Source organism: Janthinobacterium sp. GW822-FHT07H11 (assembly GCF_058798615.1).
This window is the reverse complement of record NZ_CM179507.1, coordinates 452743-475421: the sequence shown is the minus strand read 5'-3', so window position 1 is coordinate 475421 and position 22679 is coordinate 452743. Positions and strand designations below refer to the sequence as shown.

23 protein-coding genes and 1 tRNA gene are annotated in these 22679 nt (G+C 63.6%); 11 read left to right on the top strand and 13 right to left on the bottom strand.

The genetic code is table 11. The features are described 5' to 3' along the window. The first annotated feature begins 3 nt into the window (after positions 1-3). The 3 genes from AC3RCJ_RS02080 (at position 4) to AC3RCJ_RS02070 (ending at position 2276) form a co-directional block, all read left to right on the top strand. Positions 4-363 (top strand): MmcQ/YjbR family DNA-binding protein, encoded by a 360-nt coding sequence (locus AC3RCJ_RS02080; protein ID WP_492957678.1) that lies wholly within the window; start codon positions 4-6, stop codon positions 361-363. Continuing rightward, a complete protein-coding gene (locus tag AC3RCJ_RS02075) occupies positions 360-1616 on the top strand; it encodes a phenylacetate--CoA ligase family protein (protein WP_492957676.1) in 1257 nt (418 codons plus the stop codon). Before AC3RCJ_RS02080 ends, AC3RCJ_RS02075 begins: the two co-directional genes overlap by 4 nt. A gap of 78 nt (positions 1617-1694) precedes the next feature. After that, a complete protein-coding gene (locus AC3RCJ_RS02070; protein ID WP_100875114.1) occupies positions 1695-2276 on the top strand; it encodes a hypoxanthine-guanine phosphoribosyltransferase in 582 nt (193 codons plus the stop codon). Positions 2277-2387: 111 nt separating this feature from the next. Here AC3RCJ_RS02070 and AC3RCJ_RS02065 read toward each other — a convergent pair whose 3' ends face one another. The 3 genes from AC3RCJ_RS02065 to AC3RCJ_RS02055 form a co-directional block, all read right to left on the bottom strand. Further along, positions 2388-3341, bottom strand: coding sequence for an NAD(P)H-dependent flavin oxidoreductase (locus tag AC3RCJ_RS02065; protein WP_492957674.1), 954 nt, complete (start codon positions 3339-3341; stop codon positions 2388-2390). A 100-nt stretch (positions 3342-3441) separates the two neighbouring features. Continuing rightward, positions 3442-4377, bottom strand: a complete 936-nt coding sequence (locus AC3RCJ_RS02060; protein WP_492957672.1) for an MBL fold metallo-hydrolase — start codon at positions 4375-4377, stop codon at positions 3442-3444. Positions 4378-4385: 8 nt separating this feature from the next. Further along, positions 4386-4634 (bottom strand): DUF1289 domain-containing protein, encoded by a 249-nt coding sequence (locus tag AC3RCJ_RS02055; protein ID WP_492957670.1) that lies wholly within the window; start codon positions 4632-4634, stop codon positions 4386-4388. Between the two features lie 246 nt (positions 4635-4880). Here AC3RCJ_RS02055 and AC3RCJ_RS02050 point away from each other — a divergent pair, with 246 nt between their 5' ends. Together AC3RCJ_RS02050 and AC3RCJ_RS02045 are read left to right on the top strand one after the other, a co-directional pair. Further along, on the top strand, positions 4881-5294 hold the full coding sequence (locus AC3RCJ_RS02050) for a CopG family transcriptional regulator (RefSeq protein ID WP_034752801.1): 414 nt from the start codon (positions 4881-4883) through the stop codon (positions 5292-5294). 54 nt (positions 5295-5348) lie between these two features. Next, the gene (locus tag AC3RCJ_RS02045) at positions 5349-6629 is read left to right on the top strand and encodes an extracellular catalytic domain type 1 short-chain-length polyhydroxyalkanoate depolymerase (RefSeq protein WP_492957668.1); all 1281 of its coding nucleotides are present in this window, start codon (positions 5349-5351) and stop codon (positions 6627-6629) included. Here AC3RCJ_RS02045 and AC3RCJ_RS02040 read toward each other — a convergent pair. From AC3RCJ_RS02040 to AC3RCJ_RS02030, 3 genes are all read right to left on the bottom strand, one after another. Continuing rightward, positions 6622-7773, bottom strand: coding sequence for a response regulator (locus AC3RCJ_RS02040; protein ID WP_492957666.1), 1152 nt, complete (start codon positions 7771-7773; stop codon positions 6622-6624). The two genes, AC3RCJ_RS02045 and AC3RCJ_RS02040, sit on opposite strands and share 8 nt — an antisense overlap. 31 nt (positions 7774-7804) lie before the next feature. Beyond that, positions 7805-10846 carry a response regulator gene (locus tag AC3RCJ_RS02035; protein ID WP_492957664.1) on the bottom strand — a complete coding sequence of 1014 codons (3042 nt, stop codon included), beginning with the start codon at positions 10844-10846 and terminating at the stop codon, positions 7805-7807. A gap of 95 nt (positions 10847-10941) precedes the next feature. Further along, positions 10942-11145, bottom strand: coding sequence for a cysteine-rich CWC family protein (locus AC3RCJ_RS02030; RefSeq protein ID WP_492957662.1), 204 nt, complete (start codon positions 11143-11145; stop codon positions 10942-10944). 231 nt (positions 11146-11376) lie between these two features. On the opposite strand from AC3RCJ_RS02030, the gene argB reads away from it, so the two are divergent. Together argB and AC3RCJ_RS02020 are read left to right on the top strand one after the other, a co-directional pair. Then, on the top strand, positions 11377-12270 hold the full coding sequence (argB, locus tag AC3RCJ_RS02025) for an acetylglutamate kinase (RefSeq protein ID WP_010393729.1): 894 nt from the start codon (positions 11377-11379) through the stop codon (positions 12268-12270). A gap of 39 nt (positions 12271-12309) precedes the next feature. Next, positions 12310-12384 (top strand) — tRNA-Thr (locus AC3RCJ_RS02020). Between the two features lie 99 nt (positions 12385-12483). Here AC3RCJ_RS02020 and AC3RCJ_RS02015 read toward each other — a convergent pair. Then, positions 12484-13353, bottom strand: coding sequence for a TraB/GumN family protein (locus tag AC3RCJ_RS02015; protein ID WP_492957660.1), 870 nt, complete (start codon positions 13351-13353; stop codon positions 12484-12486). Positions 13354-13449: 96 nt separating this feature from the next. On the opposite strand from AC3RCJ_RS02015, the gene AC3RCJ_RS02010 reads away from it, so the two are divergent. The 3 genes from AC3RCJ_RS02010 to pabB all read left to right on the top strand — a co-directional run bounded on the left by AC3RCJ_RS02010 (position 13450) and on the right by pabB (position 16750). Beyond that, entirely contained in the window at positions 13450-14184 is a 735-nt protein-coding gene (locus AC3RCJ_RS02010) for a pyrimidine 5'-nucleotidase (protein ID WP_492957658.1), read from the top strand. Between the two features lie 100 nt (positions 14185-14284). Then, positions 14285-14860 carry a nucleoid occlusion factor SlmA gene (gene slmA / locus AC3RCJ_RS02005; protein WP_070313104.1) on the top strand — a complete coding sequence of 192 codons (576 nt, stop codon included), beginning with the start codon at positions 14285-14287 and terminating at the stop codon, positions 14858-14860. Between the two features lie 21 nt (positions 14861-14881). Next, a complete protein-coding gene (gene pabB, locus AC3RCJ_RS02000; RefSeq protein ID WP_492957656.1) occupies positions 14882-16750 on the top strand; it encodes an aminodeoxychorismate synthase component I in 1869 nt (622 codons plus the stop codon). On the opposite strand, the gene AC3RCJ_RS01995 is transcribed toward pabB, so the two are convergent. Together AC3RCJ_RS01995 and AC3RCJ_RS01990 are read right to left on the bottom strand one after the other, a co-directional pair. Beyond that, positions 16717-17076 (bottom strand): DUF1428 domain-containing protein, encoded by a 360-nt coding sequence (locus AC3RCJ_RS01995; RefSeq protein WP_492957654.1) that lies wholly within the window; start codon positions 17074-17076, stop codon positions 16717-16719. The two genes, pabB and AC3RCJ_RS01995, sit on opposite strands and share 34 nt — an antisense overlap. Before the next feature lie 121 nt (positions 17077-17197). Continuing rightward, complete coding sequence (locus AC3RCJ_RS01990) at positions 17198-17791, bottom strand: glutathione peroxidase (protein ID WP_492957652.1); 594 nt, start codon at positions 17789-17791, stop codon at positions 17198-17200. A 177-nt stretch (positions 17792-17968) separates the two neighbouring features. On the opposite strand from AC3RCJ_RS01990, the gene AC3RCJ_RS01985 reads away from it, so the two are divergent. Then, positions 17969-19087, top strand: a complete 1119-nt coding sequence (locus AC3RCJ_RS01985; RefSeq protein WP_492957650.1) for an extracellular catalytic domain type 2 short-chain-length polyhydroxyalkanoate depolymerase — start codon at positions 17969-17971, stop codon at positions 19085-19087. A gap of 64 nt (positions 19088-19151) precedes the next feature. On the opposite strand, the gene gabD is transcribed toward AC3RCJ_RS01985, so the two are convergent. From gabD to AC3RCJ_RS01965, 4 genes are all read right to left on the bottom strand, one after another. Then, a complete protein-coding gene (gabD, locus tag AC3RCJ_RS01980; RefSeq protein ID WP_492957648.1) occupies positions 19152-20615 on the bottom strand; it encodes an NADP-dependent succinate-semialdehyde dehydrogenase in 1464 nt (487 codons plus the stop codon). 80 nt (positions 20616-20695) lie between these two features. After that, the gene (locus tag AC3RCJ_RS01975) at positions 20696-21538 is read right to left on the bottom strand and encodes a PPK2 family polyphosphate kinase (protein ID WP_492957646.1); all 843 of its coding nucleotides are present in this window, start codon (positions 21536-21538) and stop codon (positions 20696-20698) included. Next, positions 21535-21957, bottom strand: a complete 423-nt coding sequence (locus AC3RCJ_RS01970; protein ID WP_492957644.1) for a CoA-binding protein — start codon at positions 21955-21957, stop codon at positions 21535-21537. Before AC3RCJ_RS01970 ends, AC3RCJ_RS01975 begins: the two co-directional genes overlap by 4 nt. 64 nt (positions 21958-22021) lie before the next feature. Continuing rightward, a complete protein-coding gene (locus AC3RCJ_RS01965) occupies positions 22022-22675 on the bottom strand; it encodes a bifunctional 2-keto-4-hydroxyglutarate aldolase/2-keto-3-deoxy-6-phosphogluconate aldolase (RefSeq protein ID WP_492957642.1) in 654 nt (217 codons plus the stop codon). Between the last annotated feature and the right edge of the window lie 4 nt (positions 22676-22679).

Below are 22679 nucleotides of genomic sequence, written 5' to 3'. Positions count from 1 at the left end.
ACCATGGACCTGGAACGGGCGAAGCAAGTGTGCCGTGGCTTCCCCGGCGCGAGCGAAGACATCAAGTGGAGCAACGTGCTGGCGTTTTGCGTTGGCGGCAAGATGTTCGCCCTGTGCGGCGCGGAAGCGCACAGTCCGCGCGGCATGAGCTTCAAGGTCGATGCGGAGCGCTTCCTGGAACTGACGGACCGTCCCGGCTTTCGTCCCGCACCGTATCTGGCAAGGGCCAAATGGGTACTGGTCGCCAGCCCCGACGCCCTCGACGACGGGGAAATGGCCGCCCTGCTGCACCGTTCATACAGCCTGATCTTTTCCAGGCTGACGAAAAAACTGCAACGTGACATTGGAGAATCCGCAACATGACCGATACGCTCGACAGTCTGGAAGCACGCGCCCCCGAGGCGCGCGAACGCGAATTGATGGCCGGCCTGCCGCAGCTGATCGCGCGCGCGCAGACGGCGCCGGGCTGGGCCCGCATCCTCGATGGCGTCCACGCGGCCGACATCACCAGCCGTGCCGCGCTGGCGCGGCTGCCCGTCACGCGCAAGTCCGATCTCAAGCAATTGCAGCACGCGCAGCTGCCGTTCGGCGGGCTGAACACGACGCCGAAGAATGCCCTCTCGCGCGTGTTCGTCTCGCCCGGCCCCATCTTCGACCCGGAAGGCCGCGGCCCCGACTGGTGGCGCTTTGCGCGGCCCATGTATGCGGCCGGCGTGCGCGCCGGCGGCCTGCTGCAGAACTGCTTTTCGTATCACTTCACGCCGGCCGCCTTCATGGTCGAAGGCGGTGCCGCGCGCATCGGCTGCACCGTCATCCCGGCCGGCATCGGCCAGACGGAAATGCAGGTGCAGGCGATGGTCGACCTGAAGCCGGACACGTATATCGGCACGCCGTCGTTCCTGAAACTGATCATCGAGAAGGCGCGCGAAATGGGCGCCGACATCAGCAGCGTCACCAAGGCCGTGATGGGCGCCGAAGCCTTGCCCGAATCCCTGCGCAGCTGGTTTGCCGAGAACGGCGTGCCGCACGTGTTCCAGACCTATGCCTCGGCGGACATCGGCAGCATCGCCTATGAAACGGCCAGCAATGGCAAGCTCAATCCGGGCATGGTGATCGACGAGAACGTACTGCTGGAAATCGTCCACCCGGGCAGCGGCATTCCCGTCGCGCCGGGCGAAGTGGGCGAAGTGGTGGTCACCGTCTTCAATGCCGACTACCCGCTGATCCGCTTCGCCACGGGAGATTTATCGGCCGTGCTGGTCGATGCGCCGGATTCGCCATGCGGCCGCACGAATACGCGCATCCGGGGCTGGATGGGACGCGCCGACCAGACCACCAAGGTGCGCGCCATGTTCGTGCATCCGTCGCAGGTGCACGAGATCGCGCGCCGCCATCCGCAAATCAGGAAGGCGCGGCTGGTGGTGTCGGGCCGCATGGCCAATGACGAAATGACTTTGCATTGCGAAGTCGATGACCCGCATGACGGCAGCGCCACGGAAGCCATCATCGGCTCGATCCGCGAACTGACCAAGCTGCGCGGCGAAGTACTGCTGGTGGCAACGGGCACGCTGGCGCAGGATGGCAAGGTGATCGACGATATCCGCGATTACAGCTAGCGCTCTGGCACGCTGATGGCGTTTGCGGGATAATACCCGCATTGACCATCAGCCCCATTCATCGCCATGCAAGAGTCCATGCAAGAATTTCATCACAACCGTGCCCGTGACCTGATCAAGAACGCGGAACTGCTGTTCGACCAAGATACCGTGCAGGCGTCGATCACGCGCATGGCCGATGTCCTCAATACGCGCTTCAATGCCGACGATTCCAAGGAATTCCCGCTGGTGCTGGGGGTGATGGGCGGCGCCGTCGTCTTTACGGGCAATCTGCTGCCGCAGCTGAGCTTTCCGCTCGAGTTCGACTACATCCACGTGAGCCGCTACGGCGACGACGACAAGGGTGGCGAAGTGGTATGGAAAGTCATTCCCCGCTCGAACGTGGCGGGCCGCACCGTCATCGTGCTCGACGATATCCTGGACGAAGGCGAGACCCTGGCGCACGTCAAGCAGCGCCTGCTGGACATGGGCGCTTCCGAAGTGATCCTGGCCGTATTTGCCGACAAGGCCATCGGCAAGAAAAAGCCCGTACAAGCCGACATCGTCGGCCTGGTGATCCCGAACCGCTTCGTCGTCGGCTTCGGCATGGATGCCTACGGCTACTGGCGCAACCTGCCGGGGCTGTGGGCCATCAAGCCCGAGGATTTGAAGCAGGAGTGAGGATTTGTCGGATTACGGCCTTTGGCCTAATCCGACCTACCCATGGTTGACGCGGCAGGTCGGAGGTAGGTCGGATTAGCGCGCAGCGCGTAATCCGACACTACCACCAGCTTACAACTTCAAGCGCGCGCGCGCCGCATCGTATTCGGCCTTCAGGCGCGTCACCATCTCGGCCACCGTCGGCACGTCATCCATCAAGCCCACGCCCTGGCCCGCGCCCCAGATATCGCGCCAGGCCTTGGCGCTGCCCGAACCGAAGTTCATCGCGCTCTTGTCCGCTTCCGGCAAGGCATCCGGATCGAGTCCGGCCGCTTCTATCGATTTTTTCAGGTAATTGCCATGCACGCCCGTAAACAGGTTCGTGTAGACGATGTCCGCCGCGCTTGAATCCACGATGGCGTCGCGGTAGCCGTCGCTGACGTTCGATTCCCTGGTCGCCAGCCAGCGCGAACCGATGTAGGCGAAGTCGGCGCCCATGGCCTGCGCGGCCAGCACGGCGTCGCCCGTGGCGATGGAGCCCGACAGCGCCAGCGGACCGTCAAAGAATTTGCGCACTTCGCCCACCAGCGCGAACGGCGACAACGTGCCCGCATGGCCGCCGGCGCCCGTGGCGACCAGGATCAGGCCATCGACACCGGCTTCCAGCGCCTTTTTCGCATGGCGAATCGAAATCACATCATGCAGCACGATGCCGCCATAGCTGTGGATGGCGTCGAGCATTTCCTTCGGCGGCGCGCGCAGCGAGGAAATGATGATGGGGATCTTGTGCTTGACGCACACTTCCACGTCATGCGCCAGGCGGTCGTTCGACTGGTGCACGATCTGGTTGACGGCGATCGGCCCCACTTTTTTATCCGGGTTGGCGGCCTGGAAGGCGGCCAGTTCGGCCTGCAGCTCGGTCAGCCAGGTATCGAGCAACTCGGCGGGACGCGCATTCAGGGCGGGGAAGGAACCGACGATGCCGGCCTTGCACTGCGCCGCGACGAGCGCAGGCCCGCTGGCGATGAACATCGGCGACGCGATAACGGGTAAGGAGAGGTTTTGCAACGCAACAGGCAATGCCATGGCGGACTCGCTGGAAAGTTGATCGGACAGGAAAGACACACTGAACATTGATTATAGTTCAGAAAAAGTACGATCGTGCTGAATTTATCACCGCCCCGTCTCAGCCCTCGTTGAGCAAGTACTCACCCTCGACCCGTGCCGCCGCAGCCCTCACCAGCTGGGATACGGCCCATTCGGCCAGCGCGGCCGCCTCCTGGCGCAGGAAGCGCCGGTTGGCCTCTTCGAAGACGGGCATGCCGCGCAACAGGGCCGGCACCTCGGCCAGGGCGATGCGCTGGCGCTCGAGCAGCAGGAATTTCAGCAGCACTTTCACCGCATTCTGCGCATTGCGCACGGGGTCGGACGACAGGTAGTCGAGGCGCGAATAGGCGCGCTGCAGGGCGCCGGCGGCGTCCTGGAAGGGCCGCCCGTGGCCGGGAATGACGACGCGCACGTCCAGGCTGGCGATCAGGTCCAGCGTGGCGCGCGCCTCGGCAAAGCCGGAGCCGCCATCGAGTTCGGGAAAGATCACGCCGAAGCCGTTTTCCCACAGGGCGTCGGCGGAAATCAGGATGCCCTCTTGCGCACAGTAAAAAATCAGGGAATGCGGATCGTGGCCGGGCGCGCCCAGCGCCTGCCAGGCCATGTCCGCCAGGGTGAACCTGTCGCCGGGAGAGACGGTGGCATCAAAGCCGAAGCGCGGGCATTGCTGGCCCGTGGCCTGGAAGCTGAGGGCGTCCACGTCCCAGTTGCGCACCTTGTCCGCTTCCGACACGGGAATGGCCGTATGGCAGCCGTATTCGGCCTGCAGCAGCGCGTTGCCGCCGCAGTGATCCGAATGCAGGTGGGTGTTGAACAGGCGCTCCAGCGGGCGCGTGCCCAGGCTGTGGCGCAGCAGGGCCAGCGTCTGCGGCGCATGCGTGACATAGCCGCTGTCGATCAGCGCCGTGTCATCCTTCCCCGTGAACAGGATGTTATTCGACGACAGCCAGCCCCGCTCGAATACCAGGATCGAATCGGGTAGCTGCGCAGGCGGCGGCACGGACAAGGGCGGCATGGATTTCCTCAGTCGAAAGCGATCATGGCGTCGCGCTGCGGCAGTTGCGCCCACACGGCGCGCTTGAAATCATCGTCGGCCTTGCTCCAGGCGATGATCTCGTCAAGCGTGCGCAAGCAGCCTTCGCACAGGCCGCTGTCGCGGTTCATCTTGCACAGGCTGACGCAGGGCGACGGCACTGGCGAGGCAAGTACGGCGGGAACAACTGGCGGGATATCGACCATCATGAAGCGCAATTGGTGAAATGAAGCTTTCATTATGCCGCGAAAGCGGCGCGCCGAGGCGGCAGACATGCGGGACCCTGTTTTTATGCCTATATTTATCATGGTAAAACATGATGACAATCACATGTCTCGCACATTTATTTTGCACCGTGTTTCACTCTGCAGGCGCTTGTCCTACATCCACATCAGGCCAAATCCTGCTTGACTTGAGATATTTCAGAACTATACTACCATCCATGTAGATGGCAATTGGATGCCACATGGAGTTTATGGAGACTTATGGCCAAGCAAGACAGTAAGCCCAAGATTGGGGAATCGGAAAAAATCACGATCAATCTGGGTTTGATCGACCTGGGGCAAATCGATTTGCTGGTCCAGGAAGGATTTTATTCCAACCGCACGGACCTGATCCGTACGGCCATACGCAACCAGCTGGGCACCCATGCCGACGTGGTGAAACAAACCGTCGCGCGCAAAAGCCTGGTGTTGGGCATGCAGCATTATTCGCGCGCCGACCTGGAAGCGATCCAGGCAGCCGGCCAGCGCCTGCAGATCCAGGTACTGGGCCTGGCCAGCATTGCCAGCGACGTCTCCGTGGAACTGGCACTGGCCACCATCGAGTCGATCTTCGTATTAGGTGCCCTGCACGCCAGCACCGTCGTCAAGACGGCGCTCGCAGGGCGAATTCACTAGCGTATCGGTTTGCGGCGATGGCCGGGCCGATGCGCGGCACCGTTAAGGATGGTCATGAAACTACCTCTCAACATGCTGGCGCAAATGCGCGCCGCAACCCGTAATCTGATGGGCAGCGGCCCTGCCGCCGCCACCGAAGCAATCCAGCAGGCGCTGGCCGCGGCCGGCCTGGCGCCAAACGGCGCAGGCACGCAAGCGACCGGCGCGCCGCCGCGCCAGCCGATGCAGGACATTAATCCGCCTCCCGCTGGCGCGCAGGCCAGGGCCGCGCAGCCGCAACCGGCCGCCACTGCGGATACCCCAGCCGATACTCCAACGCCCGCGCAGGCAGCGCAGGAATTTGCGCAAGACTTCATGGCGCGCCTGGGCGTGCCCGCAGGACTGGGGCAGCACAGCTTCGACATGCCCAGCTTCGAGATGCCCCATTTCCAGCCACCCGGCTTCGGCGCCCCCGCCACCGCGGAGGTGCAATTGCCGGCCGGCGCGCAATTCATCGACGGCGTGTACCGCAACCATGCTGGCACGCGTTCCTACAAGCTGTATATCCCCAGCAGCTACCATGGCCAGGCCATGCCGCTGCTCGTCATGCTGCACGGCTGTACGCAAAATCCCGACGATTTCGCGGCCGGCACGCAGATGAACGCCGTGGCCGAGGAAAAGCAGTGCTTTGTCGTCTATCCGGCGCAGACCCAGGGCGCCAACAGTTCGCGCTGCTGGAACTGGTTCAACGCGCTCGACCAGCAGCGCGACCAGGGCGAGCCATCGCTGATCGCCGGCATCGCGCAGCAGATCATCGACGAGTATCCCGTCAATGAGCGCGAAGTGTTCATCGCCGGCCTGTCGGCGGGCGGCGCCATGGCCGTCATCGTCGGCACCCTGTATCCTGAACTGTTTGCCGCCGTGGGCGTGCATTCGGGCCTGCCTTTCGCCTCGGCGCAAGACTTGCCGTCGGCGCTGGCGGCCATGAAGGGCGGCGCCATGCCCGGGCGCAAGCGCGCGGCCCCCACTGGCGGCGTACCCATCATCGTCTTCCACGGCGACCGCGACACCACAGTCAACCTGCGCAATGGCGATGAACTGATCGCCCAGGGTGTGCGCAGCCAGGCCGGCGGCAAGGCAGCCAGGGCCGCCTCCATCGACGGCAGCGTGCCCAACGGCCACCGCTATACGCGTACCACGCACAGTCAGGCCGACGGCTCTCCGCTGGGAGAATACTGGGTCATCCACGGCGCCGGCCATGCCTGGTCCGGCGGCAGCGACAGCGGCACCTATACGGACGGCAAGGGTCCGGACGCCAGCCGCGAGATGATGCGCTTCTTTAAAACCGTCAGTTGACGGCGCTGGCGAACGACGCAACCTGCCGCTGCTTGTCGGCGATCTCGCACACGCCGTCGGCGTAGCGGTTGGAGATGGCGATGAACTGCTCCTGGATCTCCAGGAAGGCGTCGACGATCTCGGCGTCGAAATGCGTGCCGCGTCCCTCGACGATGATGTGCACGGCCTGTGCATGGCCCATGCCCTGCTTGTAGATGCGCCGGCTGATCAGGGCATCGTACACGTCGGCCAGCGCCATCAGGCGCGCCGAAATGGGAATCGCCTCGCCGGCCAGCCCTTGCGGGTAGCCGCTGCCATCCCATTTTTCATGGTGGCTATACGCGATCTCCTTCGCATACTTGAGGAAATCGACTTCGATGCCCAGTTCGTGCTCGGCCGCCAGGATGGCATCGCGCCCGAGTGTCGTATGCGTCTTCATGATGGCCATTTCGTGCGGCTCGAAACGGCCCGGCTTGAGCAGGATATGGTCGGGAATGCCCACCTTGCCGATATCGTGCAGCGGTGCCGTCTTGAACAACAGCTCGATATTCTTGTCCGTCAAAAAATCGCGGAAGCGCGGCAAGTGGCGCACCTTTTCCGCCAGCGCCTTCAGGTAATGCGAGGTGCGGCGGATATGGTTGCCCGTCTCGCTGTCGCGCGTCTCGGCCAGCGATGCCATGGCGTGTATCGTGACGTCCTGCAGCGCCGCCACTTCCTGCACGCGGCGTTCCACTTCGCTTTCCAGGTAGTGATTCTGGTCGCGCAAGAAATCCTGCATGTGCTTCATCGCCAGCTGCGTCTTGATGCGTGCCAGCACGATGGGGGCGGAAATCGGCTTGGTGATGTAATCGACGGCGCCCAGCGCCAGGCCCAGCTGCTCATCGGCCACTTCGCTCATGGCGGTGACGAAAATCACCGGTATGCCGGCGGTGACGGGATTGGCCTTCAGCGCACGGCACACATCGTAGCCACTCATGCCCGGCATCATGATATCGAGCAGGATCAGGTCTGGCTGGTCGCTGCCGGCGGCGATCTTCAGCGCCCGCTCACCATTGACGGCGATCTTGGTGCGGTACTCGTTTTCCAGCACCGCGCGCAGCAAATCGATGTTGTCGGGGGTGTCATCCACTACCAGGATGGTTGGCTTGCTTATTGGCGCTATCATGCCCGTCCTTCGCTCTGCATATGTATCCTTGTCACAGTGTCAGCTCCAGTGCTTCGGCGACCTCGCCCAGCTGTGCCAGCGCGCCTTCGAAATCATATTGTCCCAGCATGCGCTTCAACTGGCGCGCATGTTCCGCCTGCCCCGCCGCGACCAGCACCGGTCCGATGCCATCGAGATGCTTGACCGCCTGCGCATCATCCTGCTGCAGCAGCTGCGACAGCTCGCGCAAGCCTGCCTCCAGGCCCGCCCGGTCCACCGGCGGCGCCGCCACGGCGTTGCCCGGCTCGGCCACGCTGGCACGCGCCTGCATGGCCAGCACGATCTTCGGCACCAGTTCATCGAGCGCCAGCGCGCACGCGGCCAGGGCCTGCGGCAAGCCGTCGTGCGAGCCCAGACTGAGCAAGTGCTCGACCCGCGCGGCGCCGTCGGCCAGGCCGCTGGCGCCGATATTGCCGGCCAGTCCCTTCAGGGTATGCGCTTCCCGGATGGCCGTCTCGAGCTGGTTGTTCTCGATGGCGGCCCCGATACGCAGCATCGCATCGAACTGGGTTTCCACGAAACGGTCCAGCAATTTTCGCATCAAAGCGGTATTTCCGCCCACGCGGCGCATCGCTTCCGTCATTTTCAGGCCGGCGATGACAGGCAGCTCCGCTTCCTCCTGCGCCACCAGCGCCGTCATTTCCTGCGGCATGGCCGGCGCGATCCAGCGCGCCAGGGTGCCGAACAGCTGCGCCACGTCGATCGGCTTGGCGATGAAATCGTTCATCCCCGCGTCCAGGCATTTTTCCTTGTCGCCGACCATGGCATTGGCCGTCATGGCGATCACGGGCAGGTTGGAAAAGCGCGCATCCTGGCGCAGCTTGCGCGTGGCCTGGTAACCGTCCATCACCGGCATCTGGCAATCCATCAGCACGCCGTCATAGGCGTTTTCCTCGATCTTCGCCAGCGCGATGGCGCCGTTGCCGGCGATATCGACGCGGATGCCGGCGTCGCTGAGGATTTGCTGCGCCACTTCCTGGTTGACCTCATTGTCTTCCACCAGCAGCAGCCAGGCGCCGCGCAGGGCGCGCTCGTCATCGCGGTAGCTGCTCTGGCGCTGCGTCTTGCGGCTTTGGCCCGTCACGCCGCCAAACACGAAGGCAATCTGGTCGAGCAGGGTCGAGGCGCTGACCGGCTTGTTCAACACGCCGTCGAGCGGCAGCTCGCGCTGGCGCGCCTCTTCCAGCAGCGCTTCGCGGTGATAGGCGGTGACCATGATGCAGGCGGGCGTCGCATCGATGCCGGCGGCATCGGCACGGATGCCGGCCAGGGTATCGAGGCCGCTCATGCCCGGCATTTTCCAGTCCATCAGCACCAGGCCGTACGGACGTCCTTCGGCGCGCGCCTGCGCCACGGCGCCGATGGCCAGCACGCCGCCATATACGGCCCGCGCCTCGAAGCCCAGCGCCGTCAGCATGCCGACGAAGATTTCGCGCGCGCTGGGGTTGTCATCGACCACCAGCACGCGCAGCCCCTTGAACTGCTGCGGCACGGGCAGGCTGTCACGGCGCACGGCGGCCAGGCCGAAGCGGGCCGTGAAGAAGAAAGTGCTGCCCACGCCCGCCTCGCTTTCCAGGTCGATCTCGCCTTCCATCATTTCCACCAGGCGCTTGCTGATGGTCAGTCCCAGCCCCGTGCCGCCGTGGTGGCGCGTGGTGGAGGTGTCGGCCTGCGTAAAGGCCTGGAACAACTTGCTGCGCTGCGGCGGCGTCAGGCCGATGCCCGTATCGCGCACGTCGACGCGCAACACGGCAGCGTGTTCTTCGAGCTGCCGCAGGCGGATGCTGACCACGATCTCGCCCTTTTCCGTAAACTTGATGGCATTGTTGGTCAGGTTGATCAGCACCTGGCCCAGGCGCAGCGGATCGCCCTGCAGTGCATTGGGCACGTCCGGGGCGACATCGAACAGCAATTCCAGCCCCTTGTCCTGCGCGCGCATCACGGACAGGTCGGCGATCTGCGCCAGCACGTCCTCGAGGAAGAAATCGACCTTTTCAAAGGCCATCTTGCCCGCCTCGATCTTCGAAAAATCGAGGATGTCGTCGATGATGGCCAGCAGGTTCTTCGATGCCGACTCGACCTTTTCCAGGTAGTTGCGCTGGGTAGGCGTCAGTTCGGTCTGCAGCGCCAGATGCGTCATGCCGATGATGCCGTTCATCGGCGTGCGGATCTCGTGCGACATATTGGCGAGAAAGTCGGACTTCATCTTGGTGGCATCCTCGGCTACCTCGACCGCATGGCGCAAGTCCTGCTCGACGGCCAGGCTGGTGCTCATGTTCTTCAGCGCCTGCAGCAATTCGCCAGTCTCGTCGCGCGAGGTCACCTCGATGACGGAACTGAGGTCGCCATTGGCCACGCGCGTGGCGATCGCCACCGCTTCTCCCAGCGGGCGCGTGATCGAGCGCGCCGACCAGGCGAACGCCAGGCCCACCAGCAGGGCCGCCAGGCCGATGCCGCCCATCAGCAGCAGCGAGGTATCGATATCGTTGCGTATCCTGGCCGCGCTGCGCTGGATCTGCTGCTGCTGCAGGTCGTCCAGCTGGCCCACATACAGCAGCACATGTTCCAGCACGGGCAGGGTCACCGTCTGCAGGGCCTGCTCGGCGGCCGCGCCGTCGCCCTGGTCGACGAGCGCAAAGACCTGGGTCAGCGAAGCGAAATAGTCGGCGCGCGCGCGGTGCATCTGTTGCAGCAAACGCCGCTCGTCGGGCCGCGCCTCGAGTCCGTCGAGAATGCGCACCTGTTCGTCGATGCCCTGCTTGATCGCCAGCAGGCGCGCCTGGTTTTCCTGGCGCAGCGCCTGCGTATGCTGGATCGGCAGGCTGGCGATGCGCGTGGCCGCCTCGCGGGCCAGCCCGTGAATCTTGCTGGTGGCCTTGGCCGCTACCCAGTCGCGCCGCAGGATATCGTCGGTCTCGGCGCGGATCGCGTAAATGCGGCTGCCCGACAGCCCGATCACCACCAGCATCAGCACGATCAGGATCGCGTAGCCCGCATTGATGCGCACGCCGATCCGGATATCCCTGAAACGCATGATAATTTCCTATCAGTAACTCTTGAAAGCGAAGTCTGCAGGTATTCAGTTACAGAAAGCAAGTTCTTTTGCAAAGAAACTAAGCGAAGAAGCGCTTATTTAGCGGTGTTTGCCGTTTTGGCCGGGCGCTCCAGCAGCGCGATGTGCGCTTGCAGGCAGGCGGGGCACCAACAGCCGATGGCCGTGCCGCCTGGAACGGGCACGGCCGGCGGCAAGGCCGCGCACCAGCATGGCTGGCCGGCGGCCGGATCGAGCTGGCCGCACTGGAAAGTGGCACCGCAGAGAGTGCAGAGGCTCATGGCTGTGTTTGAATTTGCAATTGTGTGACACGCTGCGAGGTCGCACGACGCAGATGTAACGGACGGTAAAAGGGCTGGCTGGCCAGCATATCGAACCAGACTATAGGATCGCCAGGGAAAATACAACAAGATAGCCCTATAATGCCTCCAAGATTTTCTTCTTCCCTGTAAAATCCCACAAATCTATTTTCCGGACTCGCCATGAATCAACTAGCTAACTTGAACCTGGACATGAATGACGACTTGACGGCGGTGTCGCCGCAAATCAAGGCGCAGATTCTGGCCGAGGCCCTGCCATACATCCGTAATTTCCATGGCAAAACCATCGTCATCAAATACGGTGGCAATGCCATGACGGACGAGCGCCTGAAGCACGGCTTCGCGCGCGACGTCATCCTGCTCAAACTGGTCGGCATGAACCCTGTCGTGGTCCACGGCGGCGGACCGCAGATCGACAATGCACTGAAAAAAATCGGCAAGCAAGGCACCTTCGTGCAAGGCATGCGCATCACCGACGAAGAAACCATGGAAGTGGTGGAGTGGGTGCTGGGCGGCGAAGTACAGCAGGATATCGTCATGCTGATCAACCATTACGGCGGCCAGGCCGTGGGCCTGACGGGCAAGGATGGCGGCTTGATCCGCGCGCGCAAGATGCAGATGCCGGACCGCGAACATCCGGGCGAGTTCCTCGACATCGGCTTTGTCGGCGAGATCGACGCGATCAACCCGGCCGTCGTCAAGGCGCTGCAGGACGACGCCTTCATTCCCATCATCTCGCCGATCGGCTTCGGCCAGGATGGCCAGGCCTACAACATCAACGCCGATGTCGTGGCGGGCAAGATCGCGGAAATCCTGAAAGCGGAAAAGCTGATCATGATGACCAACATCGCCGGCGTCCAGGACAAGCAGGGCAACCTGGTGACCGACCTGTCGGCGCGTGAAATCGACGAGATGTTCGCGGACGGCACGATCTCGGGCGGCATGCTGCCGAAGATCTCGTCCGCGCTCGACGCCGCCAAGTCCGGCGTGAACACGGTGCACATCATCGATGGCCGCATCGAGCACTCATTATTGCTGGAAGTGTTGACCGAGCAGGCTTTTGGTACTATGATCCGTTCGCACTAAAAATAATTCGGCGCAATTCACCCAGCGCCGATTTTTTATGCCCTTGTAGCTCAGTGGTAGAGCACTCCCTTGGTAAGGGAGAGGCCACGTGTTCGATCCACGTCAAGGGCACCAGTATCCATTTCCCCGCAGCTGAAAAACTGTCCATGGCGGCGTTGTCCTGACCATTTTTCCATCTGCTCTGCTATCCGTCGCCCGTATCTCCTCCGCGTTTCAATACACCCGCTCGACCTTCAAGCCCTTCTGACGCAATAAATCCGGCACGCTTTTCGCTCCGACCAGGTGCAGCACGCCGATGGCAGCCAGGCTGTGCTTTTCGCGCGCCAGCAGCTTGGCGATGCCGTCGGCCAGGGCCGGGTTGCGGCCATCTAACAACACCTTTTGCACGAACTGCGCGGCGAACGAGGGGTCTGTCGCGGCCTTTGCCGCCAGCTTGTCGAAGGCGGCCGCGTCGGCCGTGCGCCAGGCGTTGGCGATCTCGCGCGCTTCCTGGCTTTGTTCCTGGTCCTCGATCGAGGTCACGCCGTCTTCCAGGAAGCGGCACTGGTCGCCGGGCGACATGGCGCCAAACAACGCCATCTGGCCTTCCATCGACTCAAGTTCCAGCACGGGGATCTTGCGCGCCCTGGCCTGCTGCGACAGATAATGGTCGACCGCCAGGTCGGAGCGATAGCCGAGCGTGGAAAACTCGCCGATGGCCAGCATGCTGGCCAGCATCCACGGTTTCATCGGCGCCACCGCTTCGGGCGCTATGCCGTATTTTTGCAACAACGGCGCCAGACGCGGCGCCAGGGTCTGGCGGCAGTCGGCCGGCACGTGGCTGCCCGGCGCCTCCATGCCGTATTTCAGCACGGCGCCCAGCGCGGCGCGCGGGTCGGCGCCGGGATCGATCTCCAGCGCCAGTACCCCGGCCCGGTGCAGCGCCTGCGTCACCGTCGGTTCCAGCGGATAAAAGTCGGGCGCGCCGACGTGGATGGTGCCGAACAAATACAGGGTATGGCCAGCGTCCTGCACCTTGAACAGGGCACCCCGGTTTGGCGCCGCCGGCGGCGCTTCGGCGAAGGCCGTCTGAAGCGGCAGCAAGAATAATCCGCAAAACATCACTATAATCTGGCGTCGCATGGTTTTCCTGATTGTTTCCTGATTGTTAATTTTTTATCTTAGCTAGCAAAGACTCTTGTGCCTGTGTCCCATCTTAACCGCTCGCCGCCGGTCTGGCTGTTCGACCTCGACAACACGCTGCACAATGCCTCGCACGCCATCTTCCCCACCATCACGGCCAATATGAACACGTATATCGCGCGCGTGCTGGGCGATGGCGTCACGCCGGCCGACGACGCCATCGTCAACGCGGCGCGTGCGGCCTACTGGCACCGTTACGGGGCCACCTTGCTGGGCATGGTCAAGCACCATCAGGTGCAGGCTGCGCATTTTTTACAAGAGACGCATGCCTTCGACGATTTGCGCGCCATGATACGCGCCGAACGGGGACTGGGCGCTTTACTCAAGCGCCTGCCGGGCCGTAAAATTTTACTCACCAACGCGCCGCTGCGCTATTCGAGCGACGTGATGCGCCACCTGGGCCTGCGCCAGCATTTTTCGCAGCATGTCGCCATCGAATCGATGCACGTGCACCGCCAGCTGCGGCCCAAGCCATCGACCCTGATGCTGCGCAAACTGATGCGCAAGCACCAGATCCGTCCCGGCCGCTGCATCCTGGTGGAAGACACCCTGACCAACCTGAAGGGCGCGAAAAAGCTGGGGCTGCGCACGGCCTGGGTCACGCAATACCTGAAAATGGCCGATCCGATCGGCATGGCGAGGTTGCCAAAAGCGTTAAATCGCCCCGCTTACGTCGATGTCAAAGTAAAATCTGTCCGGCATTTGGCACGCCGCCTTCATCGCCTGCGTTGAAGGGGACTCCAAGGTCTCCGCTGACGCCGGATGCCAGGCCGCTAGCGGCGGTTTCGGATCTCCCATCAAGGCAGCATTTTTTTTAACTACAAGAGAAAACATGGCAAGCACACCGCCGGGCCAACGCAGGCTACAAATTCTTCAGGCCCTCGCCGCAATGCTGGAGCAGCCGAAAGGCGAAAAGATCACCACTGCCGCACTGGCGGCCAGGCTGGCCGTCTCGGAAGCGGCCCTGTATCGCCATTTCGCCAGCAAGGCGCAAATGTTCGAAGGACTGATCGAATTCATCGAATCGAGCGTCTTCGGCCTGATCAACCAGATCGCGGAAAAACACAGCGACGGCATGACGCAAACGCGCGACATCATCGGCATGCTGCTCAATTTCGCCATCAGCAATCCAGGCATGACGCGCGTGCTGATCGGCGATGCGCTGGTCAATGAGGACGAGCGCCTGCAAGTGCGCATGAACCAGTTCTACGACCGCGTGGAGCTGGCGCTCAAGCAGGCCTTGCGCGTAGCCGCCGCCGAAGGCCATGGCAAGGAAAGCGAAGTGGCCGCGCGCGCCACCCTGATCGTCAGCTTCGTCATCGGACGCTGGCACCGCTATGCCAAGAGCGGCTTCAAGATCAATCCGTCCCAGGAAGCGGCGCTGCAAATCGCCATGCTGCTGGGGTAAGTCATCGCCGTGGCTGTCCCCATGCACACCGACTGTTTCGCCCTGCTCGACGACGCCAGCGCCCCCGGCGCCGGCTCGCGCCTGTACACGGGGCTGGCGGCGGTCCTGCGCTGCAGCGGGGGCGGCGAGTGGCCGACCCTGCTCGAAGGGCTGCAAGAGGCCTTAAAACGCGGCCAATACGCCGTCAGCGTGTGCAGCTACGAACTGGGCGCGCATTTGCTGGCCATGCCGCCGCGCGCGACCGGCGCGGATGCGCCGCCGCTGGCGCAGGTACTCGTTTTTGAACATTGCCAGCAACTGTCGCAGGAAGCGGTGACGCAATGGCTGGACGACCGCGTGCCGGCGGCCGCTGCGCCAGCCGGCATCGCCGGCATCACGGCGAACATCGAGCAGGCGGAATTCACGCATGCGCTCGAACGCATCCACGACTACATCCTGGCCGGCGACACCTACCAGGTCAACTATACCTACCGCCTGCGCTTCGACGCCTTCGGCTCCCCCCTGGCCCTGTACGCGCGGCTGCGCGCGCGCCAGCCGGTGCCATATGGCGCGCTGGTGCTGCTGCCCGATGGCGGCACCCTGCTGTCGCTGTCGCCCGAACTGTTCGTGCGCCATGCGCAGGGTGAATTGACGGCGCGTCCCATGAAAGGCACGGCGCCGGCCGCCCCTGCGGATCAAACGGCAGAAAACGCGCGCCGCGCCGCCGCCCTGGCCAATGATCCGAAGAACCGCGCGGAAAACCTGATGATCGTCGACCTGCTGCGCAACGATATCGGCCGCATTGCCGCCACCGGCTCCGTCAGGGTGCCGGCCCTGTTCGAAGTGACGCGCTACAGCAGCGTGCTGCAGATGACCTCCACCGTGCAGGCACGCCTGCGCGCGGACGCCAGCCTGGCCGACATCTTCCAGGCCTTGTATCCGTGCGGTTCGATCACGGGCGCGCCGAAGCGGCGCACCATGGAAATCATCGCCGAACTGGAAGGGGCGCCGCGCGGCATCTACACGGGCGCCATCGGCTGGTTCGACCCGCCGGTAGCCGGTGGCGCACATGCCGTTGGCGACTTTTGCATGTCCGTGCCGATCCGCACCCTGGCCCTGCAGCCGGTTGGCCCTGCGGGCATCCGGCGCGGCGAAATGGGCGTGGGCGCCGGCATCGTCCTCGACAGCGATCCACGCGAGGAATTTGCGGAATGCCAGCTCAAGGCCCGCTTCCTGACGGGGCTGAGCAACGACTTCGAACTGTTCGAGACCCTGCACGCCAGCCGTGACGGTGGCTGCCGCCTGCAGGAGCGGCATCTGGCGCGCCTGGCCGCGTCCAGCGCCTACTTCGGTTTTATCTGGAATGAAAACGCTGCCCGCGCCGCGCTGCAGGCAGCCTGCGCGCAGCGGGTGGACAATGTCCCCTTCCGCCTGCGCCTGGCGCTGACCCAGGATGGCCAGTTCAGCGTGCAGAGCGGCGCACTCGCGCCCTTGCCAGCCACGGTCAACGTCATGCTGGCGGCGGATGCCACCACAGCGGACGACCTCTTCCTGCGTCACAAGAGCAGCGTGCGCACGCGCTACGATGCGGCCTGGCGCGCGGCCGAGGCGCAAGGCTGCTTCGACATGCTGTTCTTCAACGAGCGGGGAGAGCTGACGGAGGGCGGGCGCAGCAATGTCTTCGTCCGGCTGGACGGCCACTGGCACACGCCGCCGCTGTCCTGCGGCCTGCTGCCCGGCGTGCAGCGCGCCGCCATGCTGGCCGATCCCGCCTGGAACGCGCAGGAAACCATCATCACGCGCGCCATGCTGGCGCGGGCCGAAACCATATTGCTGTGCAACGCGCTGCGCGGCACCATGGTGGCGCAGCTCGTTCCTCAAGCGTCAATGCGCATCTCGTACCCGCCATAGATCATCCGCTTGCCATCGAACGGCAGCTTGGCCGGGTCCATCATCTCGGCCATGCGCGGGTCTTTCATGACCTTGTCGTTGATCTCGTCGCGCTTGGCGCGCGACTCATACACGATCCAGGAAAACACCACCACTTCGCCCTCCTGCAAGTCCACCGCCTGCGGGAACGAAGTCAGCTTGCCCGGCTTGACATCGTCGCCCACGCATTCGCGAAACTCCAGCGCGCCGAGTTCGCGCCAGATGGCGCCGCAGGTACGCGACATGGCCAGGTAGGCATCGAGCTTGGCTTGCGGTACGGGAACAACAAATCCATCGACATACGCCATGATGATCTCCTTGTCTGTTGTTTTTACAAGTATGAACAACCAGCTTAGGACAATGATGGCAAGACGACAAGCACGGCATTAAAAAAAAGCAGGCGCTCAGGCCTGCTTGTATATCGGCAACTTACAGCGCCAGCGCTTTTTCCACCGCACCGACGAGTTTCTTGTCATCCGGTGTCACCTTGCTGGGGAAACTTTCCACGACCTTGCCATTGCGGTCAATCAGGTACTTGTGGAAATTCCATGCTGGCGTCTTGCCGGTCTGCTTGATCAGGTCCACATACAGCGGATTCGGATTCGGGCCGGAGACGACGGACTTCGAAAACATCGGAAACTTTACGCCATAGGTGTTGTAGCAGAAATCGGCGATTTCCTTGCTATTGCCCGGTTCCTGCTTGCCGAAATCGTTCGACGGGAAACCCAGCACCACCAGGCCCTTGCTGCCGTACTTGGCATACAGCGCCTCGAGACCCTCATACTGGTTGGTGAAGCCGCAATAACTGGCCGTGTTGACCACCAGCACGACCTTGCCCGCATACTGGCACAGGTTTTGCGGCGCTTCGTCCTGCAGGCGGTTGAAGGTCTGCTTGAGGATGGCGGGACAGGCGGCTGGCGCGGCGGCAGCTGGCGCGGTTGCGGCGGCATGGACCGGCATGGCCAGGCTGGCACTGGCGGCGAGGGTGGTGAGCGCAAACAGCTGGGCGAGGGTCTTGGACATGAAAGGCACCATGGTCGGAAAGAAAAAAACCATTCTATGCCAAACGCCGCGCACGCGTACAAGACGGACAACAACAGCGATAGTTTGAGCGACATCAACGACGCTGCAGTACTTGCCCGGCGCACAGTTTTTTTACCTATGCTCGGCCTTCCTGCCCTCTTTTCGTCTGGAGTCGCCATGCCTTTCCCGTACCTGACAGCACTACCCAGCGCACTGCTGGCCGCCAGCCTGCTCACCCTGGCGCCCGGGGGTTCGCACGCCGCCACGGCCATCAAGCCCGCCGCGACGGGCGATGCGCCTGCCCTGCCCGCCTACCAGGCCGACCTGAGCCAGACCACGGTGTCCGGTCTGTCCTCGGGCGCCTTCATGGCGGCGCAGTTTGCCGTCGCCTATTCGGCCACCGTGACAGGTGCCGGCATCATCGCGGGCGGCCCGTATTTCTGCTCGGGCCAGCCGGGCCGCTTCCCCTACATTCCCTATCTGACGAATGCCCTGAGCACCTGCATGAACCCGGCGTCCGCGCAGGTGCCGCCGCCTGTGGCCAGCGAATTGCTGCGCGCGGCAAACGACTTTGCGCGCGCCCGTCTCATCGACGATACGGCCAACCTGAAACGCCAGCGCGTGTATCTGTTCAGCGGCACGAAAGACCAGACCGTGACACGGCCCGTGGTGGAGCAGGTGGGGAAATTCTATGAGCTGGCAGGCACGCCGGCGGCGCAGATCCGCTTCGTCGACACGGTCGGCGCCGGCCATGCCATCATCACCGACAACAACCAGGACAAGGCCTGCGACGTGACGGCGTCACCGTTCATCAACGACTGCGACTTCGTGCAGGCGCGCGACATCCTGCAGCACCTGTACCCGGACCTGCAGCCGTCCTCCGGCAGCCTGACGGGCAAACTGATCGCCTTCAACCAGCGCAGCTTCATCCAGAGCTCGTTCTCCAGCATGAACAATACGGCATACGCCTACATACCGAAGGCGTGCGACAGCGAGAGCTGCCGCGTGCACGTGGTCTTCCACGGTTGCCTGCAAACGACGCAAGCGATCGGCAACCGCTTCTACACCAGCACCGGCTACAACCAGGTAGCCGACGCCAACAAGATCATCGTGCTGTATCCGCAGGCCGAACCCAGCCCCGTCTATCCCTACAATCCGAAAGGCTGCTGGGATTTCTGGGGCTACACCAGCCTCAATCCGATCGATCCGGATTTCTACACGCGCAGCGGCACGCAGATGGACGCGGTCAAGCGCATGCTGGACCGTTTAGGAGCGGCGCGCAACAGCCGTCGATAACGCACGTAAGGGATGCTTGCAAAATCGTGGCGAGCGGCGCCGAGGAGCGGCGCCGCTGCTTTAATCAGGCAGCCTGGATGCCGCCCATGCAGATGTACTTGACGACCAGGTAGTCCTCGATGCCATAGGTCGATCCTTCGCGGCCCAGGCCAGATTGCTTGACGCCGCCGAAGGGCGCGATCTCGTTCGAGATCAGGCCCGTGTTGACGCCGACCATGCCCGTTTCCAGGCCTTCGGCCACGCGCCAGATGCGGCCGATGTCGCGCGAATAAAAGTAGGCGGCCAGGCCGAATTCCGTGTTGTTGGCCAGGGCGACGACTTCATCGTCGGTCTTGAAGCGGAACAGGGGCGCCAGCGGGCCGAAAGTCTCTTCAGTGGCCACGCGCATGTCGTTCGTCACGTCGGCGATGATGGTCGGCTCGAAAAAGCCATTGCCCAGCGCATGGCGCTTGCCACCGGCCAGCAGCCGGCCGCCCTTGGCCAGCGCGTCGGCCACGTGCTCTTCCACCTTGGCGACGGCCTTGGCGTCGATCAGCGGACCTTGCGTGACGCCCGCCTCGATGCCATTGCCCACTTTCAGCTTGGCCACGGCGGCCACCAGCTTGTCGGCAAACGCGTCATACACGCTGTCCTGCACGTACAGGCGGTTGGCGCACACGCAGGTCTGGCCCGCATTGCGATACTTCGAGGCGATGGCCCCTTCCACGGCCGCATCCAGGTCGGCGTCGTCGAAGACGATGAAAGGCGCATTGCCGCCCAGTTCCAGCGACAATTTCTTGACCGTCGGCGCGCACTGCTCAAACAGCAAACGGCCCACCTGGGTCGAGCCCGTAAACGTCAGCTTGCGCACGATGGGGTTCGAGGTCATTTCGCCGCCGATGTCTTTCGGCGCGCCCGTGACGATGCTGAACACACCCGCCGGCACGCCCGCGCGCTCGGCCAGCACGGCCAGCGCCAGCGCGGAAAACGGCGTCGCTTCGGCCGGTTTCAGGACCATCGGGCAGCCGGCGGCCAGGGCGGGGCCGACTTTGCGCGTGATCATCGCGGCAGGGAAATTCCACGGCGTGATGGCGGCGCACACGCCGATCGGTTCCTTGGTCACCACCAGGCGGCGGTCCGGCCATGGCGATTGCAGGGTCTCGCCGGAAACGCGCTTGCCTTCTTCGGCAAACCACTCGATGAACGAGGCGCCAAACTGCACTTCGCCCTTCGCTTCCGGCAAGGGCTTGCCCTGCTCGGTGGTCATGATCAGCGCCAGGTCGTCGGCATTTTCCAGGATCAGGTCATGCCAGCGGCGCAGCACGGCCGCGCGTTCCTTGGCGGTCTTCTTGCGCCAGGAGGGCCAGGCGGCATTGGCCGCCTCGATGGCGCGGCGCGTCTCGGCTGCGCCCATCAGGGGCACGGTGCCCAGATGCTCGCCGGTGGCGGGATTGCTCACGTCGAGCGTCTGGCCACCATCGGCATCGACCCAGGCTCCGTTCAGGTAAGCCTGGTGACGCAACAAGGTAGGATCTTTCAACTGCAGCATGTGGATCTCCGGTCTGGTTTGAATTATCGACGGGGGATACTATGCCACAGCGCGGCCGATTCCGCAGGCGCGGCGCGGATTTACTCGACCTTGAAAGACGACAGTTTCGGGTCCGGCGCCGGGTATTCGAGCTTCATGGCCTGCAGCGTTTCCAGCAGTAGGGACGCCACCACCAGGTTGCGCTGCGTCTTGGAATTGGACGGCACCACGTACCACGGCGCATGGTCGGCATCGGTCTCGCGGATCGCCGTTTCATAGGCGCGCTGATACAAGTCCCACTTCTTGCGCTGGGCGATATCGTTGGGATCGAACTTCCACTGGCGGTCGGGATCGTCGAGCCGCTCCTGCAACCGTCCCCGTTGCTCGTCCTTCGAGATATGCAGGAAGACTTTCAGGATGACGGTGCCCGTTTCGCTCAGCATGCGCTCGAAATCGCGGATCTGCGCATAGCGGCGCTGGCATTCGGCCTTGTCGATCATGTCCTGCACGCGCGTGATCAGCACATCCTCGTAATGGCTGCGATTGAAGATGGCGATCTCGCCCTTGACCGGCACGTGCTGGTGCACGCGCCACAGGTAATCGTGCGCCAGTTCGATATCGGTGGGGCCCTTGAACGCCACGGCGCGGATGCCCATCGGGTTGATATTGCTGAAGATGGCCTTCACCGTGCCATCCTTGCCCGAGGTATCCATGCCCTGCAAGACCAGCAGCACCTTCTTTTTGTGCTGCGCATAGAGCATGCTCTGGCACTCGGCGATCTGCGCCGTCAACGCCACGGTTTCCTCGCGGTCCAGGGCCTTGCACTGGGCTGGCGTCAGCTTCTTGTTGGCCGCCTTGGTGGCGGCGCCGAGCAGGCGCTTGCCGGCGAATTCCTCGTTCAGATCAAAACCCTTGCCGGCCCGGAATTGCGTGCGCGCCTTCATGCCGCCACCGCCAGCTTGCGGTGCTCGATTTTTGTGCAATGGTCCATCACCACGTCCAGGCCCGCCGCCCGCGCCAGCTGCGCCGCCTCTTCATTGACGACGTCGAGCTGCAGCCACAAACAGCCGGCCTTGACGGCGACGGCTTCCTCGGCGATGGGCAGGATATCTGTCGGCTTGCGGAAGCAGTCGACGATGTCGATGCGCGCCGGCGCGACGGCCGCCGCAGCTTCCGCCAAGTTGGCGTAGGCGCGCTGTCCCAGCACGTCACGCCCGGCGAGGGCCGGATTGACGGGCAATACGCGGTAGCCATGCCGCAGCAGGTAGTCGGCCACTTCGTGGCTGGCGCGTTCGGGCTTGTCGGACATGCCGACGATGGCGATGATGCGGCTGTCTTGCAGGATGCGGGCGATGTTGGACATATTCTGGTCTATGAGGCGTGCGACATTGCCCGCCTAGCGTAGCAGATTCCCGTCCCGCCGGGAGCTAGCCAGAAGACTTAGCCGTACGCACGGCCGCCATCTGCGCCACAAATGCGCGCGCGCGCGCCGTCACGGCCGCGTAATCTCCCGTGGCGCCCGGACCACTGAGGCTGCCGCCGATGCCCACGGCCACGGCGCCGCTGGCAAACCATGCATGCAGGTTCTCCACCGTCACGCCGCCCGTCGGCATCAGCGGCGCTTGCGGCAAGGGTGCGCGCAGGGCCTTGATGTAGGCGGGGCCGAACATTTCGGCCGGGAAGACCTTGACGATATCGGCGCCCGCCTGCAGGGCCGTGACGATCTCCGTCGGCGTCATCGCGCCCGGCATGGACAACACCTGGTAGCGCTGGCACAGCGCGATGGTCTCCACGTTGACGCTGGGCGAAATGATGAACTGGGCGCCGGCCAGGATGGCGGCGCGCGCCGTTTCCGTATCGAGCACCGTGCCCGCGCCCAGCAACACCTCTTGGCCATGGCGTTCGCGCAGGGTGCGCAGCACGCCCAGGGTATCGGGCGTGGTGAAGGCCACTTCCAGCGCCGTGATGCCGCCGGCAATGCACGCCTCGGCGATCTGCACGGCCGCCTGCGCGGAAGAGGCGCGCACGATACCGACGATGCCCCGCTCGATAATGCCATTGAAAACCATGTGCTTCTGCATCTGC